The following is a 16,634-nucleotide window of genomic DNA, read 5'->3' on the forward strand; positions in this document are numbered from 1 at the left end:
TTTTATTTCAATAAGATGCGCAAATTTGGTGCGCTGGTTTGCACTTGTGTTGCGCAAATGTAAGTCGTTTTTCTTGCGCTATTGATAAAACCCTTTAAATTTCAATTCGATAACTATTTGGCACGCAATTTGCGATATTAAAAGCAATTAATGGGTGAACAAATAGGTGTATAAATGGCGGATATTCAATCAAGTTGTGCATATTGTGGCGTGGGTTGTGGGCTGACCATAAGTCATTATTCATCACAGACACTTGCTGAATCAAATCTATCATTGACTCTGAAAGGCGATAGTTCACATCCTGCTAACTTTGGTCATTTATGTGCTAAAGGTGAAAAACTTCTACTTAGTCTTGAGCAACCTAATACCTTACGTTACCCCAAATTGAGATCGGGTAAACCACTTGATTGGGATGCTGCAACGCGATTAATTGCTGACAAATTTCAACAAACAATACAGCAACACGGCCCTGATTCTGTCGCCCTGTATTTGTCTGGTCAGTTATTAACAGAAGATTATTATGTCGCCAACAAATTTGCTAAAGGCTATTTAAAAACCGCTAATGTCGATACCAATTCACGCTTGTGTATGTCATCTGCGGTGAGCGCGATGCAACGCGCCTTTGGTGAAGATGTGGTGCCTGGATGCTATCAAGATTTTGAACAAGCAGAAGTGATCGTGTTAATCGGTGCCAATACGGCGTGGACTCATCCGGTGTTGTTTCAGCGTATTCTTGCCGCTAAACAAACCAATGGCTGTAAATTAGTGGTGATAGATCCGATATCGACCGCAACGGCAAAGCAAGCAGATTTACATCTTGCTGTCTGTCCTGGTGCTGATTTACGTTTATTTGTTGGGTTACTGGGTTACTTAGCTGATAACCATTGCCTTAATCATAAATACATTCAAAACCATACCGAAGGCTTTGAGACCGTTGTTGATAATGCTCAACGGGTCAGTGGCTGTTTAGCCACACTTGCTGACGCCCTGGGAGTATCAAAAATTGAACTCATCGAATTTTATCATTTATTTAGCTCATCTAAAAAAGTGCTTACGGCCTCGTGTCAGGGCGTTAACCAGTCCGTTATCGGCACAGATACCACCAATGCCATCATTAATTGTCATCTTGCTCTTGGGCAAGTTGGCCAAGAAGGTGCGGGATTCTTTTCGTTAACCGGACAGCCAAATGCAATGGGAGGGCGCGAAGTGGGAGGTCTTGCAACGCAATTGGCGAGCCATATGGGTTTTTCTGAGCAAGAACAAGCGTTACTCTCAGACTTTTGGCAATGTGGTCACGTTGCTACAAAGCCAGGGTTAGCTGCTGTAGAAATGTTTGATGCAGTCGCCAAGGGCAATATAAAAGCGATTTGGATAATGGGAACCAATCCGGTGGTATCTTTACCCGAAAGTGACAAAATTGCCCAAGCACTTTCCGATTGCCCCTTTGTGGTGGTGTCTGAGGTGAGCCCAGACTCGGATACGGCAAAACTCGCTGACGTATTATTACCTGCTCAGGGCTGGTCAGAGAAATGCGGCACTGTGACCAACAGTGAAAGATGTATTACTCGTCAGCGTGGATTTATTGCCCCTAAAGGTCAGGCTAAACCCGATTGGTGGGCGCTGTCTCAGGTTGCAATTAATATGGGTTTTAGTGGTTTTGACTACCCAAATAATGCCGCGATATTTTCAGAGTTTGCTTTATTAAGCCAAACTGTTAATCAAGCTTTTCCGCATAAGCGCTTTAATCTAGGAGGTTTGGCAGGGCTAACAAAAGCACAATACGATACTTTACCTCCGACACAATGGCCTGTGACAACCCAACAACAAATTGGTCAACAGCATCAAAGGGTGTTTGCTGACGCGCAATTTTCAACCTCCAGTGGTAAAGCGCAATTTATTGCACCAGCAAATTCGTTTGAGGCGCTAAATCATCATGAGGTGAATTCACTTCATCGAAAACCGCTTACCTTATTACTCAATAGTGGTCGCAGTCGTGATCAGTGGCATACAATGACCCGAACAGGGCATATTGCTAGTTTGCGTGCAAATGTGCCTGAGCCGACGCTGAGTTTACATTCTAGGTTGCTGAAACCGTTTAAATTAGTTGCTGGTGAGCTGGCACAAATTCAATCCGCTACTGGCTCATCATTCAGCCTTGCCCGCGTGCTTGTTGATGATGATTTACCGACTAATCTTGCCAATATGTCTATGCATTGGTCTGAGCAGTTTTCACTGACCAAAGGGGTTAATCAAGCTATTGATAGTCGATTTGATCCTGTGTCAAAACAACCTGGTTTTAAATGTCAGCCAGTAAGATTATTGCCTGTTGAGCTAGCTTTGCAAGGCGTTGTATTTGGTGATCATGATCCACAGGCTCAAGGGTTAACTTGGCAGGTTGCACAAACATTAACAACAGGGATTTGTTATCACCTCGGTTTTGCTCATCAGCAAGATGGATTTGCTTATCAGGCGTCACCATTTTCGCTGCAATGGACCGTTATGCTTGGTGCAATATTATTGAAAAAACAGCAACTACACATTCAATGTAATACAAGTAATGGTCGATTAGTTGCACTTAAAGTTTTATCAAATCAACCAGTTCATATCGCGTTAGAAGCGATGAACGCGCTTATTGGTCAAACGTTAGACACCAAGTTACTCAGTAAATTACACCAACAACTTAAGGCCGGAAATAGCCCACTTATCTGTAGTTGCACTGGGATAACCGACGCTGATATCTGCGATGAGCTAAATAATCAATTTAATCAACAAATACTGCTTAAGGGCACAAAGCCTGTGCAATTTGAACAGGTATTAGATGCCACGCAATCAAGCTTAGGTTGTGGCCGAAAGTGTGGCAGTTGTAATAGTGAAGTAAGGCAATGCGCTGAAAAACATTGGCAAGAAGCGTTAACGTTTGCCCCCGCAATGGATGAGTTAAAAGTTGAACATGAATATGCTAAGCCTGTTAAAGAGGATGTTGCTTAATGAATATAGTCGACGCAATGATTAATTATCCCCCCGTGACATTCGGTCAAATAGAGACCTTTAACGCTGGAGATGTCGCCATTGTGGGGGCTGGCTGCGGTCAATTAGACTTGATGACCATTAAAGCTGCGCGCATTGTGGCCCAAGCAGAGGTTTTAGTATTTGATAGTCTGGTTAGCAGTGAAATCTTAACCTTAGTCAGCACTCAATGCCAACGGCACTTTGTGGGTAAACGATGTGGTCAACCCAGTTTCAAACAAGATGATATTAACGCGCTGTTAGCAACATTAGCGCGACAAGGATTAAAAGTCGTACGTTTAAAAGGTGGTGATCCGCATATTTTTGGCCGAGGGTGTGAAGAGGCCTTATACCTTGCGCAGCGTGGCATTCGTTCGCAGTTTTTTGCTGGTGTAACGGCTGCATTAGGCTGCGCATCAAGTGCAGGTATTCCGTTAACTTTTCGCGGTATGGCGCGCAGTGTCACCTTAATCACAGGTACAAGAATGACAGATGGGGATAATTCCAGCGCACCTAATCAGTGGCAAGCATTATTAGCGGCGCAATCAACTTTAGTTTTTTACATGGGTAAAGAGCAAGCTGCGTCAATTTCATCAGGATTAATTGAAGCTAAATGCATTGCCAAACTCCCAGTTGCTTTTGTCACTAATGGTGGTCGTCCTAATCAATTAATTACCTATTCAACCGTTGCCAATATGAGTGCAGATGCGTTAACCATTAAAGATTCTGGGCCGACCTTGATTATCATTGGTGAGGTGGTTGCAGTGGGCCAGCAATTAAGCCAACTATTAGCCGGCATTGAGTATGGGAACGATAAGCGTATCGACCATCTGCAAGGTGACGGATATTTGGATGAGGTGCGTTATGCCTAAAACTGTATTTGAGTTAACCCACCTTGAAGAATTTGATTTTAGGTTATTAATTAAGGCATTGGGAAAAGGTGAAAAAGGTGCTCGGTCATTAACGTTCGCGGAATCAAGTTTGCTTATCCAAGGATTCGCCAAAGGTAAAGTGACTCACGCTCAAATGGCCAGTGCCATGATGCTAATGCGAGTAAGAGGCGAGACCGCAGCGGAAGTTGCTGGAGTAGTGAGCGGATTAAAACACACTATTGATGAAAGTTGGCAAGCAATACAGGTTGATATCGATTGGCCTGTTTATGCGGGGAAACGTGAGCAATTACCCTGGTTATTGCTGGTGGCAAAGGTGCTCGCCACAAAAGGTTTAAGGGTGATGTTGCATGGTGATAGTTTTGCATTACCACATCGGCGTCATGTTGAGTCGTGTATTGAGGCGCTTAATATTTCCAGCGCTAAAACCGCAGACGAAGCAGAAAAAGCATTGCAAGCTGACGGTATTGTGTATGTTCACGCTGGGGATCTTGCCCCTGTACTTGATGATTGCCGTTTATTGCACCAAGAACTTGGGTTACGAAGTCTTATTCAAACGGCATCAAGATGCATGAACCCAACCAATGGAGCAATCAGTTTACGCAGTTTTTTTCATCCTGGGTTAGATAACTTGCACCAAAGCATTGCAGAAATACTCTTCGCTGAAGGCGATTACCAACCGGGGATGATTGCTATTTTTAAAGGGCTGCAGGGGGAAACAGAGATTAACCCCCGTGTCACTACTGATGTGCGTATCATCAAAAAAACATCAGACACGCTGCAATTTAGTTCATTTACTTTACCCACGGTATTGGAAGGCTTTAGTGGTGCAAAAGTAGGCCAATCTGAATTGTCTGCAAAGAGTCTTGCACACCTTTGGCACACCATTTTACCTTTTCAATCATCAATATTGGCTCATGAAATGACCTGCTCCATGGTTGAGCAAGCCCTCTGCAGCGTAGAGGCGACCTTATGTTTAGTGTTAAGTTTACAGCAAGCATTATCCTCAAGGCCTGTTGTTGTAAAAGACAACCTATTATTGGCTCAACAATGGTGGTCTGAAAGGCTTTCTTTTGCTGCGTCTCATCCTATTAAACCTATGGAGACGTCGCCAAAATATTCCCTTGTAGATGCACTTTTGGATGATAAGGATGAAGTATGCGCAGTTTAATTTTATGTGATACAACTTTCCTAAAATTTACTGATGCAGTTCAGCGCATGGAACAGTATCAGGCGGTATTAAATTCAATGGGCGAAGTCGACATTATTGGTTCAATTAGCGCAGCAGAAAAGTCATACCAGCAGTCAAATTATGACATTATTTTAGTTTTGGTCGATACGTTAGCACACCCTATGCAGAGTTTTATACTGCGCGCTTTAAGCGTTAAGCCGAGCGTGTTTATTGTCAATGCTAACCATTGGGATTTACAGCAACTTACTGAATTATTGACCTGCGGCAGGCTGACTTTTGTACCTGAAAACTTGGTGGCCAGTAGGCTAAGCCACATAGTCAGTTTAGCAAAAGTGCGTTTTATCACGGCTAACAACTCCTTGAATGAATTTAAAAAACTAGACGATGAAATGAAGCAATTGAAACTCATCGCTCAAGCCAAAGTGTTTTTGATGAAGCAAGGTTTTAGTGAAGACAAAGCGCATCAAATTATTCAGCAACAAGCTATGCAAAAAGGCCTCACTATGGCGCAGATGTCTGCACAAATTATTGCTCTGATGAGGTCACAAACGGTTCAACCATCTTCCCGTGATTCAGCAGTGCATGAAACGGGGCGCCTCATTTCAGTGCAAATGCACGTAAGGTGATCATGGTAAGTGTAGATGTATAAATTGATGGTGTTTAAGTCGTTGTTTTTAAGTTGTTAAATATTTATTTGTTAGGTGGGTTTTGTGGCATGTTGCCTGCAATAACATCATTAGCATTAAAAGTGTAAATTAAAATCTGGTTTGTATTTAGGCAAAGGCGCCAACTCTTTAAGTGGAGTTAGCGCCTTTTTGTTTTTTACATCCATGGCATGAAGGAGCCTAAAAATGGCAGTCACAAAACCCAAGTTAATGGTCGTCGGTAATGGCATGGTCGGCCATCACTTTATTGAACAATTGTGTAGCCTAGGGCTAAATAAGCAGTTTGATGTGCACGTGTTTGGTGAAGAACCTCGTCCGGCCTACGATAGAGTGCAATTATCGAAATATTTTGAGACTAATAGCGCTGACTCTTTAATGTTAACCAGTGCGCAAGATTATGCCGATTGGGGCATAACGCTGCACTTAAATACCCAAATAACCGCCATTGATACAGCAAGTAAAACACTAACCAGCGCTCAAGGCGATGTATATGAGTATGAACGTTTAGTGTTATCTACAGGCTCATTTCCTTTTGTGCCGCCGATTAATGGTAATGACCGAGCTCAATGCCTAGTGTATCGAACCATTGAAGATTTAGAAGCCATTCAAGCATCGGCTAAAAATAGTAAAATTGGCGTAGTAGTTGGTGGTGGATTGCTGGGTTTAGAAGCAGCAAATGCCATGCAGCAGTTGGGTGTAAAAACCCACGTTGTTGAATTTGCACCACAATTGATGCCCGTTCAGCTAAATGATAAAGCCGGTGAATTACTGTGCAGTAAAATTGAACAGCTAGGTGTTAGTGTTCATACCTCAAAAGCCACCACAGCGATTATTGATGGTGAAACGGCATTGCACCGCATGACTTTCAGTGATGAGTCATACCTTGAAACCGACATGATAGTGTTTTCAGCAGGGATCCGCCCCCAAGATGCATTAGCAAGAGTCTCTAACATCAACATTGGCGAGCGCGGTGGCATTGTGATTGATGATTACTGCTTAACATCTGCACCAGATGTGTATGCCATTGGTGAGTGCGCCTTATGGGAACAAAAGATTTTTGGGTTAGTGGCGCCTGGTTATCAAATGGCCCGTGTTGCAGCCTCACATATTGCCTCAATTGTGACTGACACAGCAGCAACGGCCTTTAAAGGTGCAGATATGAGCACCAAACTGAAATTATTAGGGGTTGATGTTGCCGCTATTGGTGCTAGCAGAGGCTTCGATAATGCCCAATTTGTTGAACTGTCAGATAACCAAGCGGGGATTTATAAAAAGCTGTGGTTTGATGAAAGCGGCAAGTTTTTAAAAGGTGCGGTGTTAATTGGTGATAACAGTGACTATAGCCGCTTGCTAGATACTTATTTATCCCAAGACGAAATTGAAGGCTCTGCGGTGGAGTTACTACTGGCAGGCGCTGAATCAGACGCCGATCTAAAAGATACCTCTATTGTGTGTTCATGCCATCAGGTGACCAAAGGCGATATCGTTGAAGCGGTCAAAGCTGGCAATCACAAAATGGCTGAAATTAAGTCTTGTACGCGTGCCGCATCTGGTTGTGGTGGCTGTGCTCCATTAGTGCAAAAGATTATCGATCAAACCTTGCAAGCTGAGGGTTTAGATTTTAATACTGGGATTTGTGCTCACTTTGATCATAATCGCCAAGGCTTGTACCACATCTGTCAAGTAGAAGACATTCATGATTTTGAAACCTTAATTAGCCAGCATGGCAAACCCTCAGCAGATGGCCATCATTATGGTTGCGATATCTGTAAACCTGCTGCCGCCTCTATTTTTGCCAGCCTAAAAAACCACTATGTATTAGATCAAGATAAAGGTCATGTCCAACTGCAAGATACCAACGATGCCTATTTAGGCAACTTGCAAAAAGACGGTACCTATTCAGTGGTTCCCCGTGTTGCTGGTGGTGAAATCACGCCTAAAAAGTTAATTGCCATGGGTGAAATTGCCCAAGAATATGACCTTTACACCAAAATAACCGGTGGGCAGCGCATTGATATGTTTGGTGCCAAGCTATCGCAGTTACCTGAAATTTGGCGAAAGCTAATCGATGCTGGTTTTGAAACGGGTCATGCTTACGGTAAATCATTACGCACGGTTAAATCTTGTGTTGGTAGTACATGGTGTCGTTATGGTGTGCAAGATTCTGTTGGTTTAGCCATTGATTTAGAGAACCGTTACAAGGGGTTACGCAGTCCACATAAAATTAAGTTTGCGGTATCAGGTTGTACTCGAGAGTGCGCAGAAGCGCAAAGCAAAGATATCGGCGTAATAGCCAGTGATAAAGGCTGGAACTTATATGTTGCTGGTAATGGCGGTATGCGACCACGCCACGGTGATTTATTTGCTACCGATTTATCAACCGAAGATTTGTATAAGTACATAGACAGAATTTTGATGTTCTACATCAAAACCGCAGACAAGTTACAGCGGACATCTACTTGGATGGAGTCGCTAGAAGGTGGGCTACCTTACTTGCAATCAATAGTCGTTGACGATGCATTAGCGATAAATGCTGAGCTGGAAAAACAAATGGATCACATTGTTGGCAGCTATCAATGTGAGTGGAAAACCAGTCTTGAACGACCTGCATTCTTAGCGCGATTTAATGAGTTTGTGAACCCAAATGATGCGCCAGCGGAGGAATTGCATGCATATGAACGTATTAGAGATCAGCGTTTTCCAGCATTAAGCAAAAATGTAGGAGCAGGCACGATTGCTATCAAAAATGTCACCGATGAAAAAGAAACTGCCACAGAGGAGGCCTTAGTATGAGTTGGGTAAATGTATGTGATGAAACAAGTCTGCCTCAAGGTACAGGGGTTGCGGCCTGGGTAGCAGGAAAAGCCGTGGCCATTTTTAATCTGGGTAAGCATGGCTTATTTGCAATTGATAATATCGACCCCGCAACTGGCGTGAGTTTACTCGCCCGTGGATTAATTTGTGAAATGGAAGGTCAACTTTGCGTCGCATCGCCTTTATATAAACAGCATTACTGTTTAAAAACCGGTGTGTGTTTAGAAGACTCGCAATTGGTCGCTAGCCCGTTTGCGATAAAAACTGAGCTGGGCAAAGTGTTTGTTATGGCCAAAGAATAAAGAAGGAATCAATCATGAGCATACAAAAATTTAAGCTGTTTTCATTTTCTGGAAAAATGAAAGTTTTACACTTGAGCTGGATGGCCTTTTTCATCACCTTCGTTGTGTGGTTTAACGCAGCGCCTTTAGTCAGTGTTATTGCTGATAGTTTAGGGTTAACCAAGGATCAAATTAAAACGCTACTGATTTTAAACGTAGCGCTGACTATTCCAGCAAGGATTATTATCGGTATGGTGACCGATAAATATGGTCCTAAGGTGACTTATTCAGCCTTGCTGGCTATCTGTTCTATTCCCTGTTTTATGTTTGCGGTAGCGGACTCTTTTGAACAGCTTGCGCTAGCCCGTTTTTTAATAGGCTTTATTGGCGCGGGTTTTGTTATCGGAATTCGTGTTGTTAGTGAATGGTTTCCGGCGAAAGAGTTAGGCACAGCTGAAGGTATTTATGGTGGTTGGGGTAACTTTGGTTCAGCTGCTGCCGCATTTACTTTACCAGCCGTCGCATTAGCTTTTGGTGGCGAAAATGGCTGGCGTTTTGCCATTGGCTTGACGGGATTGATGAGTTTAGCATTTTCATTTGTATACTACTTCAATATCACCGACACGCCAAAAGGGTCTACCTACTTTAAACCTAAAAAAGGCGGTGGATTAGAAGTCACCAGTAAAAATGATTTTGTGTTGTTAATCATCATGAAAATCCCAATGTACGCCACATTAGCATTACTTGCTTGGAAGCTGTCTCCTGCTGGTGTCAGTATGTTTACTCAAAGTGTCACCGAGCTTATTTATGGTTTATTACTTGTGGTATTTGTGATTGATGTTTATCAAACCTATCAGGTCAACAAGCATATATTTACCCGCGAGGTCCCTGAATTTGAACGTTATGAATTTAAGCAAGTGGCGGTATTGAATGTCTTGTACTTCACCACTTTTGGTTCCGAGCTTGCTGTGGTGTCGATGCTACCATTATTTTTTGCAGAAACGTTTGCATTAGGTATGGCACAAGCGGGTATGGTGGCTTCAAGTTATGCCTTTATGAACCTAATGTCTCGCCCTGGCGGCGGCTGGTTAAGTGATAAGTTTGGCCGTAAAACCACCTTGTTAATTTTAACTGCAGGGTTAGCCGTTGGTTATTTTTCGGTCGCGCAGATTGAATCAAGCTGGAACCTGCCTGTTGCGGTGGTCGTGGTAATGGCATGTTCATTCTTTGTACAGGGTGGTGAAGGCGCTGTGTTTGCTGCTGTTCCATTAATTAAACGCCGCTTAACAGGGCAAATTGCCGGAATGACAGGGGCTTATGGGAACGTGGGGGCCGTGTTCTTTTTAACGGTTTACTCAATGGTTTCAACCCAAATGTTTTTCTACGTCATTGCCTTAAGTGCAGTATTTGGCTTTATCACACTATTCTTTATGAACGAGCCTAAGGGGCATATTGCTGAAGTGAATGAGCAGGGTGAAGTCACCTTAATTAGTGTGAGTTAATTTTACCGCAAATGTTAGCGCGAGTAGTTCACTGCTCGCGGTTCATTGTTGAACACTGATATGACCATTGGCATTTTGATCCTACTTAACATTGTCAATGAGTGACCAATGAGTAGAGAATAAGTATGCACAAACAAATCGACGGGCAGCTTAAAACATGAGTTTAGAGTCAAGCAGTGATGATGTATTACCCACACTTCAAGCTAATCAGCTGAGTCTTCATGTCGGTCAGGCGTCAGACAAGGGGGTTAAAGCTTCCAATGAAGATGCCGTGGGTATTCGTATTCCGTCAGGACTTATGCTAACCACTAAAGGTATTGTCAGTGTGATCAGCGATGGGGTGAGCACGGCGGAAAACGGCGCACAGGCATCAGCCATCAGTGTGAGTAATTTCATTAGTGATTATTATTCCACCCCAGATACCTGGAGCGTACAAACCTCAAGTAATAAAGTATTAACCTCCTTAAATCGATGGTTGTATGGGCTGGGGCAAGATTACAGGGATGCGCGCAGAGGTTATGTCTGTACTTTTTCTGCATTGGTGTTTAAATCATGCACCGCACATATGCTGCATGTCGGTGACTCTAGAGTGTATCGTTTTAGAGCAGGAGAGTTAGTCAAATTAAGTCGCGATCACAGCACCAGTGTCAGTGAAACTCGGCATTATTTGACCAGAGCTTTAGGGATGGATGTTAATTTAGAGGTTGATTACAAAGCTATTTCGCTAGAGCAAGGTGATGTTTTTTTACTGACAACCGACGGTATCCATGATGTGCTGACCGATCATGAAATGAGCCATTTTTTGCTTGGGTTTATGAGTAAACATCCTCAGTTATCGGATCAACAATGTGAACAGTTTTGCGATCAATTAGTCCACAAATCCTTGCAACTTCAGAGTAAAGATAATCTAAGTGCTCAATTGCTTTATGTCGCTCGTTTGCCGAGTCAGGCGATTGATGATGTTTATCAACGTTTAGCCAGTAAGCCTTTTCCGCCACCAATGGACGTAGGCATGAAACTCGATGGTTACCAAGTCACTCATATTGTCCATCAGTCGCAGCGTAGCCAGGTTTATCGAGTAGTTAACCAAGAGGGAAAAGCCTTTTGTATGAAAACGCCGTCGGTGAATTATCTTGATGATGCGGCGTATATCGAGCGATTTATGCTAGAAAGTTGGGTCGGTAATCGTATCAATAGCCCTTATGTGGTGAGTATTGCTGAGCAACAGCAAGCTAAATCTGCTTTGTATTATCTGACAGAGTTTTTAGATGGACTGAGTTTAGCCGAGTGGCTTGTTCATCATAAAAAAGCACCAGTGGAAGATGTTCTTAGGCTGGTGAAGCAAATAGAGCTAGGGGTAAGGGCATTTCATCGTAAAGAGACCCTCCATCAAGATTTAAAGCCGGATAATATTTTTGTTACTCGTCAAAATACAGTAAAGATTATAGATTTTGGTTCTTGCCACATAAAAGGTATCGCAGAAATTAGTACGCCGCTCATTAGAGATCAAATACTCGGTACCGCTGATTATACCGCACCGGAAGTGATACTGGGCTATCAACCCGACAGTAGGGCTGATTTATTTTCAATTGCCGTTATTGCTTTTGAAATGCTAGCGGGCGAATTACCCTTTAAAGGTCAATTAAATAAGTGCCATACACGTCAAGATTTTCTAAAATTAGATTATGTCAGCGTATACAAACTTAACCCTATGGTGCCTGAATGGATGGATAAAGTGCTCAAGCAAGCCATGAGCATTGAACCTGCATTTAGACAGGCTGATACCTGTGAATTTATTCACCAGCTTTGCACCCCCAAACAGGAGGGCGTGACAAAAGTCAGTGTGCCACTTATTGATAGAAACCCACTTAAATTTTGGCAAGTCACCTCAATTATTTTATTTATCTCTCTGGTCATTTCATTACTTAATTAATCCCAATTAGCATTATGAAGCGCTTCATTCTGGCATGAGTACTTTTGCCTATTAATTAGAATGTTAGTCTTCAAAACGTATTAATTACCTTTGTCATCAGATCTTCAACTCCCTCGTTTTCTATTAAATAATGCATATTAAGCATTGCTTAACACTATGATATTTAAATGATTATGCCTTTAGCTAGTAATAAAGTGGGGGGTGGCGGCGACTTTTAGTCTGAAGGTCTATGCTGCTTTCATACTGCGGGTGGACTCATTGTTGTTAATGCGGCGTCATAATATTGACACTACCGATAGCGCTGGGATCAGTAAAAGTTAACTGATTGCGTTTTAACATTAATGGATTTAATGAATCCCCTAAGGGCAGGAAGCATGACCTTGATTAAGCGTCAAACATCATATGGCATAAAAACAAACGCAGGTTTGTTAGCGCTTGCAATGTACATTTTGTCCTTCCCAACTTTTAGCCAGGATATTAGCGATATTGATGAATTAGCTGTGATAGGTAATAGGGCCAATGTTGTTCAACTTGGCGATGACCTTAGCGTTAATCTCAATCAACTTGGCACAAACAATCATTTTTTAACAACTCAATCTGGATTTGATAATCAACTCACAGCTAACCAGCAAGGTACAAATAATTATGCCATTGCCAATCAGTCAGGAAGTGATATCGAAGCCAATTTATTACAAACCGGTTTTAATAATGTGGCGTTAGTGAATCAAATGGGTGCAAGCCTAATGGTTGATTTAACACAAATAGGTATTGATAACGTTGCGATTGTGAATCAAACCGGTAGTGAGAATGCGATTTGGATCCAGCAGTACGGCTCCGGAAATGCTGTAGGTGTAACTCAATGGGGTACATCACAACAAGTTGTTGTGACCCAAGGTAATTTATCTAACTAAGCGTAAAGGGAAAGACAAAGATGAAACATTCAAAATTAGCGATATTAGTTTCGGCAGCTTTATTTGCATCAGCAGGTGCTTATGCAACAAGTAATGGTAATGAAGCGGATGTAACTCAAAATGGTACGGATAATGTTGTAGTAGTAACCCAGCAGGTTAACAGTGATGATAACGATGCAACGGTTTCGCAAGATGGTACTGAAAACAAAGCATATGTGACTCAATCCGATACTTCAAATACCCAAGCATTCATCACCCAAGTAGGTGAATTAAACGAAGGCACTATTACACAGCGTAATGCGACCCAAACCGCTACAGCCACAATTGACACAGATGGTGTAGACAACCGTGCGTTTATTGACCAACAATTCAATAATGGTGATAACGCGTCGGCAGATATTAATCAAGCCGGTGACGGCAACACTGCAACCATTTTACAAGATAATGGTGATGCCGCTAATTCGACCATTAATCAAAATGGATCAGGTGATATCGCAGAAATTAAAAACGTTTGGTCAGATTTTGCCGATGCAACCATTACTCAAAACACAGGTGCGGGTAATAACGCTTATATAGATCAATATGCTTCAGATGCTGCCTCAGCTAGCCTGACGCAAACTGGCGCAGGTAACAATGGCGATATTATCCAAGCTACAGCTAACTTTGGTTATAACGCTACAGCTGATGATACCGTGGCAACATTAACCCAAACTGGTGAGAATAACCGTGGTTATATTTCTCAAACGGCAAACTCAAGTGATGCAACCGTTAACCAGCAAGGTGACTCAAATGAAGCAGAAGTTTATCAAAGTGGTTTAAACAATACCGCTAATGTACAGCAGTCGGGTAATAGTGATGATGCATTTGTGTATCAAACTGGCCAAGATGGTAATGCTAGCGTCAATCAAAGTGGTAACACGGGTAGTGTTGCAACTGTTACTCAAGGCGGCTTTAGTAATGATGCCATGATTGACCAAGTGGGTACTGGCTTAACTGCAACCGTGACGCAATCTGATTATGATAACGTGGCAGATATTGACCAATCTAATTTGGGTAATACAGCAACGGTAACTCAAAGTGGTTCTGCTGCGGGATTGGGCAACCTTGCAACTGTGATGCAAAATGGTGAAAATGATACAGCTACCGTTGTTCAAAATGGTGATGACAATACAGCATATGTCGATCAAGATGCGTCAAGCAATGCAAATAGCATTGCTATTAATCAGTTAGGTGACTCTAACTATGCAGGTGCAGCATCTGATTTAGGCGGCAGTAATACAATTACCATTAATCAAACCGGTGATCGCAACTATGTAGGTAATACCGCTTCAGGTTCGGCTAACTATTATGGATCAGCAATCGGCGCGGGTACGTATGGTGCTGAAAACACAGTATCGATTACACAAACAGGTAATGATAACAAAGCCTATGCTGACTCAGCTGATTTTTCTTCTGAGGTAGATATTTCACAAACTGGCGATTTTAACAATGCCATTGCTGAATCTTGGGCTGGAACTGACAATGATATTATGATTGCTCAAACCGGTACATTGCATAACGCAGATGTTTTTGTAAATGGTGCTGGTAACAACACTGTTTCTATTACTCAAACGGATGCGAGTAACACTGCCAATGTTACCTCAATGGGTTATGGTAACTCTGTCACAGTATTACAAGGTATGTAGTACAAAAGTCTAACAAAGGGTGCGCAAGCACCCTTTTGGCTAATTGTTATACTGTAAAAGCATTGTTAAGCTTGCCAAGTATTGCTACTGGTTTTATCAATTCTTGCAAACAGAACACATGGAGTGTCAGATGTTTAAAGTCGTAAATTGGATGATTGTTTCACGATCGCAGTTACTAATAGATTTACTTGATTGCCGCTGGCCCCAAGAGTTTTTGGTTAAGCTTGCTAAAGCTCAGCCAGGGAACATGGTGAAAATGTTGGCGGTTCAAGATAATTCGTTAGTGATATTTGATTTATCAACGATAGATCTTCAGCAAGCATATCAACTTCAGCGCATCATTGAGCGTGAGCACAATGGTATTCGTACGGTTTTTATTAATTTCCCTAGGCAAATGGATGCTAAGTTTTTAGTTCATCCTGCTACTACGTCTGGTGTGTTTTACTCCGATGCGCCATTGACTGAGCTGAGCAATGGTTTCAATGAAATCCTCAAAGGTCGTAGCATCATTCCACAAGATTTACATCAATCTATGCTTAATGTTGATAACGACGATGATAGCGATCAACTGACTATTCGTGAACGTGAAGTATTACAGGCCTTGTTATCAGGTAGCACTAACCTAGACATTGCCAATCAATTATTTGTAAGTGAATCAACCATCAAAACCCATTTATACCGAGCATTTAGAAAAATTGGGGTGTCTAGCCGTGGTCAAGCAATTGCTTGGGCGCAAACGCATATTCATGAGGTGAGAGTGTGATCAACCCTGCCTTAGCTTTCACGCTAGTAGCTTTAGCTATGTTAGTGGTGAATAACGGCTATGCAGATGAAAAAAGCGCCATTGATGTTAAGGTCGTTGAGTTTACCCAAGCCGAAATCGCCTCTAATCCTGATGATGTTGTCCCCGAGTCGAAGGCTTCTATTGCTCAAGAAAACTCGCTTAAACAACCTGATAATAAAGTGGTTAACGTCAGTGATGCTAAGCCTAAACGTGAAACCGATTTAGTTGATGGCCTTATTTTAAATCGCGCCATGACTCGGTTTGGACACAGATTTTATCGCGAGTTTGTCAGTGCTTATCGCGATATTAATGGTATGAGTGAACATAGTGGCTTAACGATTGTCGAGCAAGCAACCGCAAGAAGCGGCAGTAAAATTTTAGTACTGCACAATAGAAAACCTATTTTTGTGACGTTTGTGTCGCCCGCTTCGCGCAACATAGACGAACAAGCCGATATGGCAGCAAAAAGAGTGAATGTTTCTCTTCTGCAATATCAACAACAAGCACAATGGAATGCATTTTCTGATCCTGATCTTGCATCCGATGAGTTTTAGCAGGGAAAGCATATGAAAAAGTTAATACTATCTTTGGCTATTTCAGCCTTGAGTTTACCTATCTGCGCAACACAACTGGTGTATACCCCGGTGAATCCCGCATTTGGTGGGAGTTACCTTAATGGCGGTTATCTTTTAGCCAATGCATCTGCGCAAAATGAACACCAAGGCGGTTCAAGTTATACCGCTCCAACGGCGCTGGAACGTTTAGCGGGCTCTTTACAATCCAGATTAATGAGTCAGTTGTTTAATGATGCAGCCAATGGCGGTGAAGGTTATTTAAAAACCGATGACTTTGAAATTAATGTGGTAAATGAAGACGGTGCATTGATTGTCCATATTACCGACTTGTTGTCTGGTGAAACTACCATCATTGAAGTCGGCGGTATTGTCGGCAATGGCACGGTAGGGGGCTAG

Annotated in this window: 13 protein-coding genes; all 13 read left to right on the forward strand. The window is 42.4% G+C overall.

Annotation, left to right across the window (positions count from 1 at the left end; genetic code table 11):
• Nucleotides 1–174: 174 nt before the first annotated feature.
• Nucleotides 175–2,988: a nitrate reductase gene (locus NE535_RS15950; RefSeq protein WP_261299592.1), complete on the forward strand. Its 2,814-nt coding sequence runs from the start codon at nt 175–177 to the stop codon at nt 2,986–2,988.
• Nucleotides 2,988–3,878 carry a uroporphyrinogen-III C-methyltransferase gene (gene cobA / locus NE535_RS15955; protein WP_261299593.1) on the forward strand — a complete coding sequence of 297 codons (891 nt, stop codon included), beginning with the start codon at nt 2,988–2,990 and terminating at the stop codon, nt 3,876–3,878. Before NE535_RS15950 ends, cobA begins: the two co-directional genes overlap by 1 nt.
• A complete protein-coding gene (locus NE535_RS15960) occupies nt 3,871–5,067 on the forward strand; it encodes a glycosyl transferase (protein ID WP_261299594.1) in 1,197 nt (398 codons plus the stop codon). Before cobA ends, NE535_RS15960 begins: the two co-directional genes overlap by 8 nt.
• Nucleotides 5,055–5,714: an ANTAR domain-containing response regulator gene (locus tag NE535_RS15965; protein ID WP_261299595.1), complete on the forward strand. Its 660-nt coding sequence runs from the start codon at nt 5,055–5,057 to the stop codon at nt 5,712–5,714. The genes NE535_RS15960 and NE535_RS15965 overlap by 13 nt, the downstream gene beginning before the upstream one ends.
• A 225-nt stretch (nt 5,715–5,939) precedes the next feature.
• A complete protein-coding gene (gene nirB, locus NE535_RS15970; RefSeq protein ID WP_261299596.1) occupies nt 5,940–8,546 on the forward strand; it encodes a nitrite reductase large subunit NirB in 2,607 nt (868 codons plus the stop codon).
• Nucleotides 8,543–8,869 carry a nitrite reductase small subunit NirD gene (gene nirD / locus NE535_RS15975; RefSeq protein ID WP_261299597.1) on the forward strand — a complete coding sequence of 109 codons (327 nt, stop codon included), beginning with the start codon at nt 8,543–8,545 and terminating at the stop codon, nt 8,867–8,869. Before nirB ends, nirD begins: the two co-directional genes overlap by 4 nt.
• 14 nt (nt 8,870–8,883) lie before the next feature.
• Nucleotides 8,884–10,350: a NarK family nitrate/nitrite MFS transporter gene (locus NE535_RS15980; RefSeq protein ID WP_261299598.1), complete on the forward strand. Its 1,467-nt coding sequence runs from the start codon at nt 8,884–8,886 to the stop codon at nt 10,348–10,350.
• 157 nt (nt 10,351–10,507) lie between these two features.
• Nucleotides 10,508–12,283 (forward strand): bifunctional protein-serine/threonine kinase/phosphatase, encoded by a 1,776-nt coding sequence (locus NE535_RS15985; RefSeq protein WP_261299599.1) that lies wholly within the window; start codon nt 10,508–10,510, stop codon nt 12,281–12,283.
• A gap of 374 nt (nt 12,284–12,657) precedes the next feature.
• Complete coding sequence (locus NE535_RS15990; protein ID WP_261299600.1) at nt 12,658–13,194, forward strand: curlin; 537 nt, start codon at nt 12,658–12,660, stop codon at nt 13,192–13,194.
• 20 nt (nt 13,195–13,214) lie between these two features.
• Complete coding sequence (locus NE535_RS15995; protein WP_261299601.1) at nt 13,215–14,879, forward strand: beta strand repeat-containing protein; 1,665 nt, start codon at nt 13,215–13,217, stop codon at nt 14,877–14,879.
• Between the two features lie 130 nt (nt 14,880–15,009).
• On the forward strand, nt 15,010–15,642 hold the full coding sequence (locus NE535_RS16000; protein WP_261299602.1) for a LuxR C-terminal-related transcriptional regulator: 633 nt from the start codon (nt 15,010–15,012) through the stop codon (nt 15,640–15,642).
• Nucleotides 15,639–16,217 (forward strand): curli production assembly/transport protein CsgE, encoded by a 579-nt coding sequence (locus tag NE535_RS16005; protein ID WP_261299603.1) that lies wholly within the window; start codon nt 15,639–15,641, stop codon nt 16,215–16,217. The genes NE535_RS16000 and NE535_RS16005 overlap by 4 nt, the downstream gene beginning before the upstream one ends.
• A gap of 12 nt (nt 16,218–16,229) precedes the next feature.
• Complete coding sequence (locus NE535_RS16010; RefSeq protein ID WP_261299604.1) at nt 16,230–16,634, forward strand: curli assembly protein CsgF; 405 nt, start codon at nt 16,230–16,232, stop codon at nt 16,632–16,634.

The sequence above is a fragment of the Shewanella holmiensis genome, from assembly GCF_025370255.1.
Lineage (GTDB): Bacteria > Pseudomonadota > Gammaproteobacteria > Enterobacterales > Shewanellaceae > Shewanella > Shewanella holmiensis.